Below are 16,324 nucleotides of genomic sequence, written 5' to 3' on the forward strand. Positions count from 1 at the left end.
AGGGGGGAGACGAAAGCCCCACCCCCCCCCCCCCCCCCCCCCCCAGCCCCCAGGCACGCCCCCCCCCCCGGAGGGGGGGGCCCCCCCGTCGTCGTCGGTGCGGTCAGACGCGAGGCAGGGCCGCGGTCCGCACAGGGTGGGCGGCCATCTTGAAGGTGTAGGCCAGGAACAGGGTCATGGGAACGAGTTCGCCCGCCGTCTCTGCCAAGGTCACGGCCGTGGTCACGGGCCCCGACACGTGGTCGTGCAGCAGGATGTTGGCCATGTCCAGGCCGATCGCGAACACCACCAAGAGGGCCAAGACGGCGCCGAGGACCAGCGTCCTGCGCCGCGCCCAGGAGCGCGCCTTGAAGAAGCCCACCACCAGCGGGGGCACCAGGAGCAGAGCCAGGAGCCCCCAGGTGAGCAGCTCCCCCAGGTCCTTGGCAGCCAGACCTGCCACCTCATTGCCGTTGAACAGACCCGCCAGGCTCTCGCCCAGGATTTCGTGGACCTGGAAGAAGTCGTCGACCACGACGACGAACATCAGCCAAGCCCAGGCCGTGAAGACCAGTTCACGGTGCTGGCGCGCGAGCATCACCAGGAGGCCCGAGGCCAAGAGCAATTGGATGTGGCCCCAGATTTCGATGTGGGATCCGTCCGTGTCCCCGTCCCACGCGACAGCAGCAAAGGTGCCCCAGAACCCGGTCTCCTGCCCGTTGCCGAACCTGTAACCCAGATTGGCCAGCAGCAGGAGGGCATCGACCAGCAACAACAGACCAAGGACCCACATCGCTTGGGTCCGGGCGGGAACCGCACGCGGCTCACCCGGAGCCTCCACCGCAGGCGGGTCGTTGTCCAGACTCAGTGACCATTCAGCCGAGACGGCCGCCTCATCAGACCTGGTGCGCTGCCTGACCATAGTTCTCTCCCCCAATGACCGTGATATCCCCCGACGTCACGAAAAGATCTCCCAAAGGGAATCATCATAGGAGGAAAAGACCCGTGCCGTTTACCGGGCGTTCACCCGCATCAGGCCCGGGAGATCCGTGAGGCCTCGGCGACCTGATCATCCGTGGGACGCACGTCGGTGTAGAGCACGAACTGCTCCGCCGCCTGCAGGGCGATCACTTCGGCTCCTGTGATCACCGGCTTGCCGACTGCGCGGGCCGCGGTGATAAGCGGGGTTTCCGACGGGAAGGCGACGACGTCGAAGATCGTGGCCGTCCGTTCCACGACCTCCAGGGGCACGGCGAGGTCATGCTCAGCGGGGCCGCCCGCCATGCCCATGGGAGTGGCGTTCAGGATCAGCGAGACCTCCAAGCCGTCCGCATCCGGCGCCCAGTCGTGGCCGTACTGCTCAGCGAGCGCCCTGCCGGTCTGTTCGTTGCGGGCCACGACGGTTCCGGGGCCGAAGCCGGCGTGGGTCAGGGCGGCGACTGCAGCCTTCGCCATGCCTCCGGCGCCCAGCACCGCAAATGACCCTCGGGGTACCTGGTGTGATTCCAGCAGGTTGTAGATCGCCTGGTAGTCGGTGTTGTAGGCCGTCAGGACACCGTCGTCGTTGACGATCGTGTTGACGGACTGAATGGCAGCCGCCGATTCCGCCATCCGGTCCACGAGCGGGATGACCGCTTCCTTCCACGGCATGGACACGGCACACCCGCGAATACCCAGGCCCCGGACACCGGCAATCGCCTGCTCGATGTCCGTGGGGCTGAACGCCTTGTAGACGTAGTTCAGGTCCAGGACCTCGTACAGGTGGTTGTGGAACCGGGTACCGATGTTGGTCGGCCGTGCAGACAGCGAAATACAAAGCTGGGTGTCCTTGGTGATGTCGCGCATGACCCTAGGATTCCACGGCAACCAGACCAGCGGCAGCACCCACCGATGTCACCCCTCCTGCGGAACGATCACCAGGGTCATTCGGGACGGTTCCCTGGCCACGACCGAGTGCGGAACCCCCGGGGACAGGTACAGCACATCGCCGCCGACCATCTCGTTGACCGTCCCGTCCACCGTGAAGTCCAGTCGACCCGAGTTGAGCACGACGGCGACCGCACCGGGGGCTTCGTGTTCCGCGAGTTCCTGGCCGGCCGCGAAGGCGAACTGAACCACGCGCATGGCGTCGTTGTGGACCAAGATCTTGGACAGCTTCTGCCCGTCGACGATCGGGTGTTCGGTCTCCAGAGCGAGGTGCGCGGAGGGTTCGGTGATCGGAGAGGTCACGACTGTTCCTTTCGGAGAACGGGGCTGCAACGGCGGCACGTGCCGCTACCTAGATTCAAGGGTGTGAGATCGCCACGCACCTTGATGCACGCCAATCTTTCCGTGTGTTGTGCCGCCGTTTCCTGTACCGACGGCGTCGTCCTCACCGGGGTCTGCCATGAACACAAGTCTCACCAGGTGGTCACCTCGGAGCGGGGGCAGGCCCACCCTCTCGACGTACGGATGTAGTTCTGCTCCAGGCGCAATCGTCAGGGGTGACCGCTCTCGTCGTCGGTGAACTACTCAGCAAGGGTCTGCGTGTCCGCCTGGTCCTTGGCCGCGAGCTGAGCAGCCCAGTGTTCCCTCAGGCTGCGTTCGTCAGGCGTCCGCATTCGGTGCCAACTCTCCGTAGAAGTAGGACGCGGTCACGCCGCCGTCCATGAGGATGTCACTACCCGTGATGAAGCCTCCGTCCGGTCCCATCAACAGTGCCCCGACTGCCCCCACCTCATCCGGGGAGCCGCCGCGCCCCGCTGGGCTCAGCTCGAGCATCCGCCGGTAGCCGGCTCCTCGCGGCCCGGTCAGCTCATCACGGGCCAAAGGCGTGTAGACGATGCCGGGACTGATCGAGTTCAGACGCGCCCCGCGCTTGCCCCACCGGACGGCTTCGGCCTTGACCCGGAGCGAATTGCCACGCTTGGAGACCTGGTAGGCATGCAGGGGGTCTTCAATACCGCGCACCAGGTCCAGTTCCAGCAACTCGTCCGTGGGTGCGGTGGCCAGCTGCCGGTCTTCCTCGGGTGTGAGCGCGGGGAGGCGGTGCCCGGATTGGGAGGAAATCACGACGCCCGATCCCCCGGCGGCAATGACCCCACCGAATTCTTCGAGGACAACGGCCGTGCCGAACAGGTCGACGTGAAGAATCGTCTCGGGTGATGCCTGCGACGGCGACACCCCCGCGGCGTGGATGAGTCCCTTGACATCCCCGAGTTCGGTGGCACGTTGGACGAGATCACGCACCGAGGACCGGTCAGCCACATCCACGGACGCGGTCGTCACGTTGTAGCCCGCATCGCGGAGAACTTCCGCCGCAGCTTCTGCGTTCTCGGCCCGCAGATCCGCCAGCAGCACCTCCTTGCCCACACTGACCCGACGGGCAATGGCTTGACCGATCGAACCTGCACCAACCACGACAACGACATCTGACATCTTCAACTCTCCTCACGTGCGGCCCGGAACGAGATGGTCCCGGGAGCGTGTATCCGCCACAAATTTTGTCCCAACGGTCGATGTCGAAACAGGTACTGGCTGTACCTGGGCCAGTGCCGCACGCCGGCCATACCGTGATCCAATGTCTGCGTGTCCACAGTCGGTGTCCTGTCTTCCGTCCTGCCGCTGGCCCTGTTGTCGGCCGTGAGCCCCATGGTGTTCGTGAATGCGACCACCCTTCAGATCAACGACGGAGCCCGGGCCACCGCTCGATACACGGCGGGCATGTTCGCGGTTGTGACAGTGATCTGTGTGATCGGTGCAGGGCTGCTCGGTGCTGCATTCACGTCCTTCGTGGAGCGCGAGATCGTGTCGACGGGCGTGGACGTCGTTCTGGCCGCAACACTGATCGGTTACGGGATCCACCTGGTCCGCCAGGAGCGGCACCCGCAGCCCCAGGATGCCGCCGATTCAGGCGCCACGGTTCGCGGAGTGATCGCCATGGCCACCAACTTCACGTCCATCCCACTGGTCTTGGCCGCTTCTCAGCACTTGGGGGCCTCCGGGTGGAGCGTGTGGGCGGTCGTCCCGGTGCTGGCCGTGGTCGCCGCCCTGACCTGCGCCCCCGCATGGCTGCCGATCGTTGTGGCCCGTGTGTTTCCGGGGGTGTTGGCCAGGGTCCAGACTCACCAGGCCACCCGCACGGCTGCGGCGGCCAGACTCGGGTTGGGCTCGAAGATCTCCGGGGCGCTGCCCGTGGCCACGTGCCTCCTGGGTGCCGCAGCACTCATCGCGCACGCCGTCACTCACCTGTGAAGCGCACTCACCCCGACCACCGGGTCACGGGTCACGGCCCACGGGTCAACAATGGTCAATCGCGTCGCGGACGAATCCTGGTCCAGAACGCACCACGTTGGCGGCCAGCGGGATCTGATGAGAGGCACTTTCCAGAATGTGCATCAGGTAACCGGCTGTGTTCGGCAGCGCGATCACGTCGCCGACGTCGATCCCGTCCGGGAAGCGAATACGTCGGCGCAGGATCAGCTCGGCCTCTATGCAGTACGCGCCCACCAGAAATGCGCCGTCGTCGCCGTTCCAGGTGTCCCTGCCTGACGCCCCGCGATCCGCCCCTCCGGTCCGGACCAGGACGGGATCGACCAGGAAGTCAGCGGATGTTGAGCGGCACTGGGTCCTGTTCATCTCCAACCCGACGATCGGCACGCCGTCGCTCATGTGTTTGCGGAACACCACGCGCGCCAGAGTGAGCCCGCATCCATCGAGCATCGACCGTCCCGGCTCACAGTGCAGCGTGATGCCGCGGGAGTTGAGGGCGTCAGCCGCGGTTTCCCCCGGTGCGATCTCGGCCGCCAGGACCCTGTCCAGCCACTGCCCACGCACGGGCGACTGGTGATACGGGTACAGGTCCCGGACCCCGGCCAGTCGAGGCCCCTCGGGGGTGTCCTCCGCCCTGAGCCCCAGCCCGTCGGCACGCCACGTCTCCGTTGCACCGCCCGCCAGCACCGCGGCTTCGTGCTCATTCCAGAAGGTGGCCCACTGGTCGGCGTCGTCCAGGTAGGACATCGGCACTCCCCCACCCATGTCGATGAACGACGGCGCATGGCCACGTTCACGTAACCGGTCGAAGAACTCAATGGCTTGAGCGAGTGCGACGGAACGATCCGCAGGCGAATATCCGTGGAGGTGGAAGTGGATACCGTCCAGACGGAATCCAGCGGGTCCCGAAGGATGCTCGTCCAGAAAGGACAACCAGGCCCGGGAAGTTTCCCCGAACCGTGTGGGGGCCATTCCGTCCACGGGCTCTGGCGCCATGCGCAGGACCACGGGTGCGGGCTCGGGCAGCTCGGCACCCACGCGTTGTGCCAGAAAGGCCTCGTCCAGGTTGTCCAATGCCACCGGAACACCGTGTTCCATGGCCAGACGCAGCAGGCGCTCCGGTTTGACGGCCGCCGTGAGGACGATGTGTGACGGGTCCATTCCGGAGTCCAGGACTTGGCGCAGTTCCCGTTCGCTGCCGACGTCGATCCCGTGTCCCAGGGCCTTGACGGCTTCCACCAGACCCAACGTCTTGTTGGCCTTTCGTGCCACGAAGACCCGGACGGATACGCCATGGCGGTCACCGGCCTGGATCATGTCCCGCGCATTGCGTTCCAGGGACGTGAAGTCGTGGACGTTGACCGGACTGCCGTGGGTTTCCAGCAGCCGGTCACACTCGCGGGGATCAGCGAGCAGGTCCCGCATCCAGGGTTCCAGCCTGGCCGTCAACGGTGGGGAGCCGTGGGCACCCGCGCAGAGCGGGTCCGTCGGCAGCTGATCTGGCATCGGATCTGTGGGCTGTGGCTGTGTGGGCATCGGGACCGTCATTCCCCGCCGACAGCTGGTCCAGCAGCTGCCGCGATCTCATCCGTACGCGATGTGGTCGCGTGTTCCGCAGCCACCTGAACCATCCGTTCGGCCCACCGTTGCGGTTGGTTGTGCAGTGCGCGGTTGAGGGTGTCGTGGCCGATCACGTAGTCCTCGGTGGGTCGCCCCAGGAGAGACAGTCCGGGGACGGTTGCTCCGACGGCGTCGACGGCTTGCCCCGACTCCGTGATCCTGGCGCCACGCCGCCCCGGGGGCACGCTGAGCACTCCTCGGTCCAGCAGGTCGCGGTACAGCGGTTGCTGTGATGCGCTGATCCCGGGTGGTGCCAGCACGGCGTCCACGACCACGTCCGGCTGAGCGTCCTGCCCGTCCTGTCCGGCGGGCCCGTGCACGCCGTCGCCGTCAATGCTGAAGCCTGACCGCATCCAGGAGAGATCGACCAGGCCCGCATCCACCAGCGCCAGGACCTTTCGCGCGTTGACCAGGGGCGGCCCGAAGGCGAGTCTCTCCATGGCCCGCGCGGTGGTCATGAATGCTGCCCATTCGGCGGGTTCGAACTCCCGGAAACTCAAGGCCTCCACAATCGCGGGGTACAGCCCCGACCAGGCCCTCCCCAGAGCCCAGGCCGGGCCGACTGACTCCGAGCCTTCTGCCGCCTGGACACTCATGGTGAGGACTCGTCGGGTCCGGTCGAGCCGCTCCGACTCCGGAGGGGCACCGTTGCGCAACGTGTAGGAGACCTGCCAGTCGGCATCGGACGGGGCCTTGGTTGTACGTTGCCGGAGAATGCAGGCGGCCGTCGACTCGACGCAAGCCAGCACCTCGGACATCTCACGCGAGTCCCGGATCCGTGCGCGCGCGTCGGCCAGGAGCGCGTGCACCTCTTCCGGCAGGTCATCTGCCGGAGGCTTGGCGTCCAACAGGAGACCGTTCCTGGCCACCGGGAGGATCTTCGCTGGTTCCTGCCCGGACGGAACGTAGATGAGCTGCCCCTGGCCGGCATCAGTGAAGATTCCACCCCGGCCCTGTGTGAGGGCCAACGCGGCGTCGATGAACGTCAGTGCGGCCCCTCGCACGGCCACGGTGGAACCAGCGGGGACCTGGGCTTGACCCAGGTTTTCCTCGACGGGGAAAACCTTCGGCACCAACGGGATCGTGGAACGCCAACCGCGTGACAGTGCCTCGGCGTGGTCGTCGTCGTGCCCGGTGCACAGCAGGACCTCGTCATACGGTCCGTACGGCTCGGCGGCCGTCGTCGTGAGGGCCCACCGGCCACCTTCAGGGGTCGCGGATGCCGCGGGGGCCGCCGCGATCACACGTTCCGGGACGTGGTGGACCTCGGCCGCCGCTGTCAGACCGCCCTCCACTGCGGCCCACGCAGCCCGCAGGTACCGTCCGACGTAGGCCCGGGGCGGGTAGGTCTCCCGCAGCAGGTCTGGCGCGCATGCATCGGCCCACCCTGCGAAATCGGGGACCACACGGCCCGCAGCCCCGGGTTCGTGAACATCGACGATCGCAGAAGTCACGTTGAGACGTAGGAAGTCCGGCTGGTCGAGCGAATAGGCGGTACCCGTTCCCGGAGAGTCGTCATTGTCGTGGAACACGGTGATCTGGACCGCCCTGTCCTCCGGCGCCCGCGCGGCAAGACGCCGGCTCAAGGACTCCAGTGCGAACAACGCTTTGGGGCCCGATCCGACGACGGCGATCCGGAAGGTCTGGCCTGTCCCCGCTTCCTTCACCTCTGCCCCGTTCGTCAACGCACCCGGTCCGGGGTTCTCAGTCACGGTCGGTTCCATCGTGCGTCTGCAGGTCCTCGATCTCGGTCATGGTGGCTCGGATGTCCTCTGGGGCAAGGTCCAGGTTCTCGCGCACCCAGTCGTCGTCGTACACGGTCTCCAGGTACGGCAGGCCGCCGTCGTGGACCAAGATGGCCAGTCGGCGGACCTCCGGCCGCTCCCGGATCACCTGGGCCGCGGCGAAAACAACGCCACCTGTGGAGGCACCGGCCAGGATTCCTTCGCGCTGGGCAAGGATGCGTGCGCCCGCAATGCACTGGCGTTCGCTGACGCGGATGACGCGGTCGGGTTCGACCTGACGCGAGAGTTCCGTGACGAATCCGGCGCCCATCCCGGGCAGCAGACGCGCCCCCTGGGCACCGCCGAACAAAACACTGCCCACCGCGTCCACGGCCACAAGTTCCGTCTGCATCCCGCGTTCGGTGATGTAGCTGCGGCATCCGCCGATGGTTCCCGTGGTGCTGCACGCCGCCAGCATGACGTCCAGCCGACCGCCTGTCGCCTCGGCGATCTCCCTCATGGTGCCCCTGTGATGGGCGCGCGCATTGGCCGGGTTCCCGTATTGGTTGAGATTGATCGAACCGGGAATCTCGTCGAGCAGTTCCCTGACCCGTGCCAACCGCGCTGTGAGCAGATCACCGGTCGCGGGGTCCGGTCGGTCCACCACCTCGATCCGGGCGCCGAGCGCGCGGATCGCTGCCACCGTCGATCGGTTGGCGCGAGCATCGACCACGCACACAAAATTGACGTCACGCAGGGTGCAGGCGCGGGCCAGAGAAATGCCCAGGTTGCCCGAACTCGACTCGATGACCGTGCCCCCGGGCGCCAGAACTCCCCGGTGCAGTGCGTCGTCCAGCATGGACACCGCAGGCCGGTCCTTGGCGCTCCACCCGGGGTTCATCGACTCGACCTTGGCCAGAACCTCGGTGGTGGGAAACAGCCGATGCAACCGGACCAGCGGAGTCGAACCAACCGCCGCATTGAGATCGTCCACGATGGGACTCGGTGAAATGAACACGTCCATAAGCATACTGTGCATTTAGTCAGGGCCCTGGTGATTGCCATTCCACTAGGATTCTTTCGCAGCCCCCGCAACCACCCCTAGAGGAGTCGACCCGCATGACCATCCGCCCCGTCGTCATCACCGGCGATCCGGTGCTGCACCGCCCCGCCGCCAAGGTCACCGCGTTCGACGACGACCTGCGGAGCCTCATTGCGGACATGCACGAAACCATGGACGCCGCTCACGGTGTGGGACTCGCAGCCCCGCAGATCGGCGTGGGGCTGCGGATCTTCACGTTCGTCTTCGCCAATGACGACGACGCACCGGACCGCGGCGAGATCATCAACCCTGTGCTGACGCTGGGCAAGGTCTCCGAACAGAACCCGGACCCGGACGAGGAATCCGAGGGCTGCCTCTCCGTCCCCGGACTGAGTTACCCGCTCAAGCGCGCCGACTGGGTCAAGATCGCAGGCTTCGACCCGCACGGAAACCCGATCGGCTGGGAAGCCAACGGCTGGTTCGCGCGCGTGATGCAGCACGAGTACGACCATCTGGACGGCAAGCTGTACGTCGACCGGCTCAACGCCAAATGGTCCAAGAAGGCCAAGAAGGTCATCCGCTCGGAAGGCTGGGGAACCCCCGGGAACACCTGGCAACCCGGCGTCGACGACGATCCCTTCGGCCACGGGGAAGAGTAGCGTTCACACCTGCTCCGGGAGCACCACGGTCAGTTCGCCCGCCTTCTTGTCAGTCGGCTCGGTGAGTTCCACCGTCCACCGCTGCTGCGCGACAGCCCAGAGGTCCTCCGCCGTCCGGATCGTCTTCCCGTTCCCTTCGTGCTCGATCAGATGCCGAGCCAACTCGCCGCGGGTGTGCTTGGCATTGTGGGACACAACTTTGCGCTGACCGTTGACCAGTTGCACCACCTTGACCGTCACGGTGTTGGGTTTGGGCGCATCGTAGGCGGCGGCGTACGTCGACGACCGGCAGTCCACGATCAGGTGGTCGCCCGCTTCCGGCCCCAACGCCTTGGCCAGGTGGGGTTTCCAGTAGCTCGACATCTTCAGGCTCCCCGCCTTCCCGAGCCCCCGCAATGCCGTTGACCCGGACAACCGGTAGGCAGGAATCCGGTCCGTCGGACGCAGCGCACCCCACAACGCGGAGATGATGACGATGCTCTGGTTCCCCACCTCACGCTGAGATGGGGTGAACGTGCTCGGAGCCAATGCGTCGTAGAGAACCCCGTTGTAGATCTCCAGCGCCGGTGCCGCGGGGGCTGACGACAGGTCGACGTTCCGCAGGACTTCCCCCTCCAAGGAGGCCCCCACGCCAAGCACCGTCATGGCGTTCTTCTGGCCGCTGACCTTCACCAAGGCTTTCAGTGCGCGCTCACGAGCGGCGGTGAGCTCCTGCCAGGAGAGCTCAGAGAGAACCACGGGTTCGCCCGACGTCGGTACGGTCTTGGTTTCGGAGGGAGGCAGGAGGATCAGCACGCGCTCGATCCTATCGACCCACCCGCAACGGGTAGACTCCACCGCTGGACAGGACGGCCGGGTGACCGCGCGGCGTCGGGAAACCGGCGTCTCGAGGAAAGTCCGGGCTCCGCAGAGCAGGACGGTGGGTAACGCCCACTCGGGGTGACCCGCAGGAAAGTGCCACAGAAAACAGACCGCCCGCGACGATTCGTCGTCCTGGGTCAGGGTGAAAAGGTGGGGTAAGAGCCCACCAGCGCGCCGGGTGACCGGCGCGGCTCGGTAAACCCCGTCCGGAGCAAGGTCAGACAGGGCACGTTTGAGGGCTGCTCGCCCGAGTGTCCGGGTAGGCCGCTCGAGCCCATCGGCAACGGTGGGCCTAGATGGATGGTCACCGCCACGTCCCGGGCAACCGGACGTGTGCCCAGAACCCGGCTCGCAGGCCGTCCTGTCCCTCGCCCACTGCTTTCCCCTCCCGACCCCACCGCTGGTTGCGACCGCACCCCGTGTACCCGGTGTGGTCGACAGGAAGCGGTGTGGTCGGCAGACGTCGTCGGTCAGCCCGCGAAGATCGCCCCGCAGGACGGGCAGGTCGAAACCTCTTGCGGGTCAGCTTCCACCTCGGCCAGTTCGGCGGGACTCATCGTGGAACCGCAGGAGCCACAGGTGACACCGGTCCGGGTCGTGGCAGCCGTGCGGATCGCATGACCGCCCGTACGGATCTTTTCGTAACGCGCCAGCAGGGGCTGGTTGTCCACGGCGGCCACGGCGGCGTCCCGCTCCCCCACCAGTTGGGCATGTTCGGCCTGCATGGCCGCCCCACGCTCCTGCGCATCCGCCACCAGCTTCTTGGCCTCCGTATCGGCAGCCTGGAGCTTCGGCAGCACGGCCGCCCGCTCCGCCCGGACGGCCTCAAGCTCCTGAGTCGCACTGGCCAGCCCGGCCCGGGCCTTCTCCACCTGCGTGGTCAACGACTCGATCTGGCGCTGCAGCGCAGAAACCTCCTTGGCGGACCCACCGGCGTCGCGCCGCTGCCGGTCCTTGTCCAGCCGCGCCAGCACGTCGTCGAGCTTCTGTTGCGCGGCGGTCTCGGCCTTCTCCAGCTCGACGCGTCGTCCGTCCAGTTGCTTGGCCGTGTGTACCGCCGCCTGCCGGCGCTTCAGCGCAGCCACCAGCTGCGGTTCCTGCTGAAGGGTCTTGAGCGATTCGGACAGGGAGGTCATACGCGAGTCGCGGCGCTGCAGGTCGAGCAGTGCCGCGTAGTTCTCCGAGGTGGCTCGGGTCATGGTCAGGTCTCCTGTTTCCGGCGGTCAGTTCCAGCGATCCTGCGGTTCCGGGTGGGGGCTGGGAACCCGGAAGTCCCATGGGTCCGTACGGCGCGTGGACACCAGAACTTCGACGTCGTGCCCGCACTCCCGCAGCGCCGCTTCGAGGGCAGCCGCTCCCACAGGCGCCCACAGCCACTCACTGGCCGCGTGGGAAAGATCGATCAGACACAGACCATCGTCGTCCCCGTGCATCGCGGCCTCCCGCGCTTCGGACACGGGGTGGTGGCGCAGGTCAGCCGTGACGTAGACGTCCGCTTCCGTGGCCGCGACGGCGTCGAGCAGCGACCCGCCGGCTCCACCGCACACCGCCACGGTGTGGATCTCGCGGTCCTTCGCCCCCGCCACCCGCACACCTTGCGCGGTGGGCGGCACGACGGCGGCCAGTCGCCGGGCAAGGTCTTCGAGGGTGACGGGCTGGTCCAGCGTGCCGATACGGCCGAGCCCCACACTGGAGTCCTCGGCCAGCGGCTGGAGCGGCCGGGAGTCCGTGACGCCACAGGCCTGGATCAGCACCTCCGACACGCCTGACGCCGCGCTGTCGGCATTGGTGTGACAGGCCAGCAGCCCGATCCGGTTCTCGATCAGCTCGTGCACAAACCGGCCCTTGTAGTGATCGGCCGCCACGGAACTCTGCCCGCCGAGCATGAGCGGGTGGTGGGTCAACAGCAGGTCCGCCCGGAGGTCAACCGCTTCCTGAACCACGGAGGACACCGGATCGACCGCCACGAGGATGCGCCGAACGGTCGCCTCCGGCCGACCCACGACCAGCTCGGACGCGTCCCAGTTCTCCTGGGTGTGGAAGGGCCACAGGTAGTCAGCGACCTCGACCACGCTGGCGACGGTCGCGTCGCGTCCGGAACGCGTCTCCGCGCCTGCCGCGCCGCGGGCGTCGTCGGTCAAGCCTGGATCGGCACGGATGGACTCATCTCGATCAGCCGTCATGACTTCATCCTACGAGCGGAATACCCGGGGCGAGTGCCGTGTTGGAGCCACACGTGAGACCAACGACTTTCGTTCTTGCAGGCGGGTGCTTCTGGTGCCTGGACGCGGTGTACCGGATCACGCGCGGGGTGACCGACGTGGTGTCCGTCTACACCGGTGGCCACACCGATCATCCCGATTACCACGGCGTGTGCACGGGAACCACGGGTCACGCCGAGGCCGTCGCCGTCACGTTCGACCCCGACGTCGTCTCCGAGGACACCATCCTGGACATCTTCTTCACCGGGCACGACCCCACGACCCTGAACCGTCAGGGGCACGACGTCGGTACGCAGTACCGCTCGGCGATGTTCCCCGCGGACGCCGAGCAGGAACAGGTGTTCGCCAAAGCGATCGAACGCGCCCGGCCGCTGTTCGAGGACCCGATCGTGACCACGATCGAGCCTCTCGGGACGTTGTACCCGGCGGAATCCTTCCATCAGGACTTCTACGCCAAGCAGCCGTTCAACGGGTACTGCCAGGTGGTCATCAACCCCAAGCTGACCAAGGTCCGCCAACGTTACGCAGAGTTTCTCGAACCCTCCTTACCAGCGGGTAATGGCGGGTGGCCCCGATAGCCTGACGGAGATTAGGTCGGCGCATTGATCCGGCGCCCCCGCAGAGATTTACAGGCACACAGGCACGTCGAAGGACACGAAAGGAATCACCCCCATGGGCAAGATTTACGACAACGTCACCGAACTGGTCGGCGGCACCCCCCTGGTCCGACTCCACGAGCTGGACAAGGACCTGCCCGGCAACGTGGCCGTGAAGCTCGAGTTCTACAACCCCGCCAACTCCGTCAAGGACCGCATCGGCAAGGCCATCATCGACGCCGCCGAGGCCAGCGGTGAGCTCAAGCCGGGCGGAACCGTGGTCGAGGGCACCTCCGGCAACACGGGCATCGCCCTGGCAATGGTGGGCGCAGCCCGCGGCTACAAGGTCATCCTGACCATGCCGGAGACCATGTCCACCGAGCGCCGTGCCATGCTGCGCGCCTACGGTGCCGAGATCGTCCTGACCCCGGGTGCCGAGGGCATGCGCGGGGCGGTCGACCGCGCCCGCGAGATCGTCGAGAACACCGAGAACGCCGTCCTGGCCCGCCAGTTCGAGAACGAGGCCAACCCCAAGGTCCACTACGAGACCACCGGCCCGGAGATCTGGGAGGACTCCGAGGGCAAGGTTGACGTCTTCGTCTCCGGCATCGGGACCGGCGGCACGATCACCGGCGCAGGCCGCTACCTCAAGGAGCAGAACGGCTCGGTGCGTCTGATCGCCGTCGAGCCCGCCGACTCCCCGCTGCTGACCGAAGGCAAGGCCGGCCCGCACAAGATCCAGGGCCTGGGCGCCAACTTCGTCCCGGACGTCCTGGACCGCGAGATCTACGACGACGTCTACGACGTCACGATTGACGACTCCATCCGCGTGGCCCGCGACCTGGGCACCAAGGAAGGCATCCTGGGCGGCATCTCCTCGGGCGCCATCGTCTGGGCAGCCCTGGAGGAAGCCAAGAAGGAAGAGAACCGCGACAAGCTGATCGTCGCCGTCGTGTGCGACTTCGGTGAGCGCTACATCTCGACCATCCTGTACGACGACATCCGCGGCTGATCCCTCGTTCCGCCGTCGTCCCAGCTGCGTGGGCCGACGGCGGGACGCCCCGCCGTGGAACCCGCCATGTCTTCACCCCGCCGCCGGTAGGGTCAAGGGGTGGCGGGTTCCGCCATCACAAACGTGACCCGCACACCGCCCACGACCTGGGCAGACCGCGCGGCAGCACCTGACCGCCATCCATCGAAGGAGTGACGTGAGCTTTCTCGGCAGACTGCGTGAGGACCTGGACACCGCGCGCAATCATGACCCCGCCGCGCGCACGGACCTTGAAGTCGCCCTGAACTACTCGGGGCTGCACGCCATCTGGCTGCACCGGCTCAGTCACCGCCTCTGGGAGCACGATCAGACCCGCGGAGCCGCCCGCACGGTCTCCCAGCTCGGACGCTTCCTGACGGGTGTGGAGATCCACCCCGGTGCGACGATCGGACGGCGGTTCTTCATCGATCACGGCATGGGCGTGGTCATCGGTGAGACGGCCGAGATCGGTGACGACGTCATGCTGTACCAGGGCGTCACGCTGGGTGGCACGTCTCTGGCCAAGGTCAAGCGGCACCCCACGATCGACGACGGCGTCACGGTCGGGGCCGGCGCCAAGGTCCTGGGCGACATCCGCATCGGCAGCGGGTCCGCCGTAGGCGCCAACGCCGTGGTGGTCAAGGACGTTCCGGAGGAATCAGTGGTCACCGGCATCCCTGGGAAGGTGCGCCCCCGCACGCCGGACAAGCAGGCACCGCTCGTGGACCCGGCGGCGTACATCGACCCCGCCATGTGGATCTGACCCACCGCCAAGACACTGTCCGCGTCCCGGACATGAGTTGTCCCGCCCACGAAGATTCGTGGGCGGGACAACTCATGTCTGCGGTCCGGTCCGGTCCGATTCGGTCCGGACGACCGATCAGGCGGTCTGGACCTCGCTCCGGTCCCCGCTCCACAGCGTGTGGAAGGCACCTTCGGCGTCGATTCGCCCGTAGGTGTGCGCGCCGAAGTAGTCGCGCAGCCCCTGCGTGAGGGCAGCGTTCAGACGCGGGCGGCGCAGGCCGTCGTAGTAGGCCAGGGACGAGGAGAACACCGGAGCCGGGATACCCCGTTCGGTGGCTTCCACCACGACCCGGCGCCAGGACGGCAGGTACTCCTCGATCGCGTCCCGGAAAACCGGGGCGAACAGCAGGTTCCGCGGGGACGCGCCGTCCTTGTAGGCGGCCATGATGTCCTGCAGGAGCTCGGCGCGGATGATGCAACCGGCCCGCCACAGCGACGCGATGACGTCCAGCTTCAGGCCCCAGCCGTGTTCCTCCGAGGCGGTGCGCAGCATGTCCAGCCCCTGGGCGTAAGCCACGAGCTTGGAGCAGTACAGGGCGCGACGGACGTCCTCGACGAATGCCTCATCGCCCACGGTGTCGTTCTCACGGACCCCCGCGGCCAGGGTCTCCTGAGCCTCAAGGCGGGTCTCACGCTCGGTCGAGGACAACGCGCGAGCGAACACGGACTCGGCGATCGCGGTCACCGCGGAACCCTGCTCCAGGGCAGACATGACCGTCCAGGTACCCGTCCCCTTCATGCCGGCAGAGTCCACGACGACGTCGACCAGCGGCTTGCCGGTCTTGGCGTCCACCTGCTTGAGGACCTCGGAGCTGATCTCGATCAGGTAGGAGGACAGCTCGGTCTTGTTCCAGTCCGCGAAGGTCTTGGCCTGCTCGCCGGGTTCCAGCCCCGCGACGTCGCGCAGCAGTTCGTAGGCTTCACCGATCACCTGCATGTCGGCGTACTCGATACCGTTGTGCACCATCTTGACGAAGTGCCCTGCACCGTCGGTGCCGATCCAGGCGCAGCACGGTGTGCCGTCGTCGGCCTTGGCGGAAATGTCCTCCAACAACGGGCCCAGGGATTCATAGGACTTGGCCGAACCGCCGGGCATGATCGACGGCCCGTTGAGCGCGCCTTCTTCGCCGCCGGAAACACCGACGCCCACGAAGTGCAGGCCCTTCTCGGCCAGTGCCGCTTCCCGGCGGATCGTGTCCGGGAAATGCGAGTTGCCGCCGTCGATGATGATGTCGTCGGCGTCCAGCAGCGGGACCAACTGGTCGATCACGGCGTCGACCGGGGCTCCGGCCTTGACCATGATCAGGATGCGGCGCGGCTTCTCCAGGGAATCCACGAGTTCCTGCAGGGTCTCCGTGCGGATGAAGTCACCTTCGTCCCCGTGCTCGGCCAACAGCGCATCGGTCTTTTCGACCGAGCGGTTGTGCAACGCCACGGTGTGACCGTGGCGGGCCAGGTTGCGAGCCAGGTTGGCTCCCATCACCGCAAGTCCGGTGACACCAATTTGCGCTTTTTTCTCTTCAGCCATGCGGTCAG

16 protein-coding genes and 1 other RNA gene are annotated in these 16,324 nt (G+C 66.8%); 6 read left to right on the forward strand and 11 right to left on the reverse strand.

The genetic code is table 11. From position 1 onward, the window contains the following. Positions 1–103: 103 nt before the first annotated feature. The 4 genes from GWK18_RS09010 to GWK18_RS09025 all read right to left on the reverse strand — a co-directional run bounded on the left by GWK18_RS09010 (position 104) and on the right by GWK18_RS09025 (position 3,396). Complete coding sequence (locus tag GWK18_RS09010; protein ID WP_166834740.1) at positions 104–901, reverse strand: hypothetical protein; 798 nt, start codon at positions 899–901, stop codon at positions 104–106. Positions 902–1,011: 110 nt separating this feature from the next. Continuing rightward, on the reverse strand, positions 1,012–1,824 hold the full coding sequence (locus GWK18_RS09015) for a shikimate 5-dehydrogenase (protein WP_166834742.1): 813 nt from the start codon (positions 1,822–1,824) through the stop codon (positions 1,012–1,014). Between the two features lie 48 nt (positions 1,825–1,872). Beyond that, a complete protein-coding gene (locus GWK18_RS09020; RefSeq protein ID WP_166834744.1) occupies positions 1,873–2,208 on the reverse strand; it encodes a cupin domain-containing protein in 336 nt (111 codons plus the stop codon). A 357-nt stretch (positions 2,209–2,565) separates the two neighbouring features. Further along, a complete protein-coding gene (locus tag GWK18_RS09025) occupies positions 2,566–3,396 on the reverse strand; it encodes an SDR family oxidoreductase (protein ID WP_166834746.1) in 831 nt (276 codons plus the stop codon). Positions 3,397–3,546: 150 nt separating this feature from the next. On the opposite strand from GWK18_RS09025, the gene GWK18_RS09030 reads away from it, so the two are divergent. Continuing rightward, positions 3,547–4,212: a hypothetical protein gene (locus GWK18_RS09030; RefSeq protein WP_166834748.1), complete on the forward strand. Its 666-nt coding sequence runs from the start codon at positions 3,547–3,549 to the stop codon at positions 4,210–4,212. A 45-nt stretch (positions 4,213–4,257) separates the two neighbouring features. On the opposite strand, the gene GWK18_RS09035 is transcribed toward GWK18_RS09030, so the two are convergent. Genes GWK18_RS09035 through GWK18_RS09045 form a run of 3 tightly spaced genes read right to left on the reverse strand, consistent with a single transcriptional unit; the run spans position 4,258 to position 8,592 of the window. Further along, positions 4,258–5,766: a Y4yA family PLP-dependent enzyme gene (locus GWK18_RS09035; protein ID WP_245193126.1), complete on the reverse strand. Its 1,509-nt coding sequence runs from the start codon at positions 5,764–5,766 to the stop codon at positions 4,258–4,260. 8 nt (positions 5,767–5,774) lie between these two features. Beyond that, the gene (locus tag GWK18_RS09040) at positions 5,775–7,562 is read right to left on the reverse strand and encodes an FAD/NAD(P)-binding protein (protein WP_166834750.1); all 1,788 of its coding nucleotides are present in this window, start codon (positions 7,560–7,562) and stop codon (positions 5,775–5,777) included. Continuing rightward, positions 7,555–8,592: a pyridoxal-phosphate dependent enzyme gene (locus tag GWK18_RS09045; RefSeq protein WP_348535910.1), complete on the reverse strand. Its 1,038-nt coding sequence runs from the start codon at positions 8,590–8,592 to the stop codon at positions 7,555–7,557. The genes GWK18_RS09040 and GWK18_RS09045 overlap by 8 nt, the downstream gene beginning before the upstream one ends. Positions 8,593–8,693: 101 nt before the next feature. Between GWK18_RS09045 and def the strand changes: the two genes are divergently transcribed. After that, entirely contained in the window at positions 8,694–9,275 is a 582-nt protein-coding gene (def, locus tag GWK18_RS09050) for a peptide deformylase (RefSeq protein WP_166834752.1), read from the forward strand. Positions 9,276–9,278: 3 nt separating this feature from the next. On the opposite strand, the gene GWK18_RS09055 is transcribed toward def, so the two are convergent. Next, positions 9,279–10,070, reverse strand: a complete 792-nt coding sequence (locus tag GWK18_RS09055) for a peroxide stress protein YaaA (protein WP_166834754.1) — start codon at positions 10,068–10,070, stop codon at positions 9,279–9,281. 49 nt (positions 10,071–10,119) lie between these two features. Here GWK18_RS09055 and rnpB point away from each other — a divergent pair. Continuing rightward, positions 10,120–10,504: RNase P RNA component class A (rnpB, locus tag GWK18_RS09060), an RNA gene on the forward strand. Between the two features lie 102 nt (positions 10,505–10,606). On the opposite strand, the gene GWK18_RS09065 is transcribed toward rnpB, so the two are convergent. Together GWK18_RS09065 and GWK18_RS09070 are read right to left on the reverse strand one after the other, a co-directional pair. After that, complete coding sequence (locus GWK18_RS09065) at positions 10,607–11,335, reverse strand: C4-type zinc ribbon domain-containing protein (protein WP_166834756.1); 729 nt, start codon at positions 11,333–11,335, stop codon at positions 10,607–10,609. A 24-nt stretch (positions 11,336–11,359) separates the two neighbouring features. Beyond that, positions 11,360–12,319: a Nif3-like dinuclear metal center hexameric protein gene (locus GWK18_RS09070; RefSeq protein WP_166834757.1), complete on the reverse strand. Its 960-nt coding sequence runs from the start codon at positions 12,317–12,319 to the stop codon at positions 11,360–11,362. A 53-nt stretch (positions 12,320–12,372) separates the two neighbouring features. Here GWK18_RS09070 and msrA point away from each other — a divergent pair, with 53 nt between their 5' ends. From msrA to epsC, 3 genes are all read left to right on the forward strand, one after another. Next, positions 12,373–12,936 carry a peptide-methionine (S)-S-oxide reductase MsrA gene (gene msrA / locus GWK18_RS09075; RefSeq protein ID WP_166834759.1) on the forward strand — a complete coding sequence of 188 codons (564 nt, stop codon included), beginning with the start codon at positions 12,373–12,375 and terminating at the stop codon, positions 12,934–12,936. A gap of 94 nt (positions 12,937–13,030) precedes the next feature. Further along, positions 13,031–13,966 carry a cysteine synthase A gene (gene cysK / locus GWK18_RS09080; protein ID WP_166834761.1) on the forward strand — a complete coding sequence of 312 codons (936 nt, stop codon included), beginning with the start codon at positions 13,031–13,033 and terminating at the stop codon, positions 13,964–13,966. Positions 13,967–14,162: 196 nt separating this feature from the next. Beyond that, positions 14,163–14,747, forward strand: coding sequence for a serine O-acetyltransferase EpsC (gene epsC / locus GWK18_RS09085; RefSeq protein WP_166834764.1), 585 nt, complete (start codon positions 14,163–14,165; stop codon positions 14,745–14,747). A 117-nt stretch (positions 14,748–14,864) separates the two neighbouring features. Here the strand turns inward: epsC and gndA are convergent, their stop codons facing one another. Next, a complete protein-coding gene (gene gndA / locus GWK18_RS09090) occupies positions 14,865–16,316 on the reverse strand; it encodes an NADP-dependent phosphogluconate dehydrogenase (RefSeq protein ID WP_166834766.1) in 1,452 nt (483 codons plus the stop codon). Between the last annotated feature and the right edge of the window lie 8 nt (positions 16,317–16,324).

The sequence above is a fragment of the Kocuria sp. JC486 genome (assembly GCF_011602805.1).
Lineage (GTDB): Bacteria > Actinomycetota > Actinomycetes > Actinomycetales > Micrococcaceae > Kocuria > Kocuria soli.

What these genes read in the sequence shown, in the direction of transcription:
- GWK18_RS09010 (WP_166834740.1), bottom strand. Translation starts at nt 901, where the DNA reads ATGGTCAGGCAGCGCACCAGGTCTGATGAGGCGGCCGTCTCGGCTGAA.
- GWK18_RS09015 (WP_166834742.1), bottom strand. Translation starts at nt 1,824, where the DNA reads ATGCGCGACATCACCAAGGACACCCAGCTTTGTATTTCGCTGTCTGCA.
- GWK18_RS09025 (WP_166834746.1), bottom strand. Translation starts at nt 3,396, where the DNA reads ATGTCAGATGTCGTTGTCGTGGTTGGTGCAGGTTCGATCGGTCAAGCC.
- GWK18_RS09035 (WP_245193126.1), bottom strand. Translation starts at nt 5,766, where the DNA reads ATGCCCACACAGCCACAGCCCACAGATCCGATGCCAGATCAGCTGCCG.
- def (WP_166834752.1), top strand. Translation starts at nt 8,694, where the DNA reads ATGACCATCCGCCCCGTCGTCATCACCGGCGATCCGGTGCTGCACCGC.
- GWK18_RS09065 (WP_166834756.1), bottom strand. Translation starts at nt 11,335, where the DNA reads ATGACCCGAGCCACCTCGGAGAACTACGCGGCACTGCTCGACCTGCAG.
- GWK18_RS09070 (WP_166834757.1), bottom strand. Translation starts at nt 12,319, where the DNA reads ATGACGGCTGATCGAGATGAGTCCATCCGTGCCGATCCAGGCTTGACC.
- cysK (WP_166834761.1), top strand. Translation starts at nt 13,031, where the DNA reads ATGGGCAAGATTTACGACAACGTCACCGAACTGGTCGGCGGCACCCCC.
- gndA (WP_166834766.1), bottom strand. Translation starts at nt 16,316, where the DNA reads ATGGCTGAAGAGAAAAAAGCGCAAATTGGTGTCACCGGACTTGCGGTG.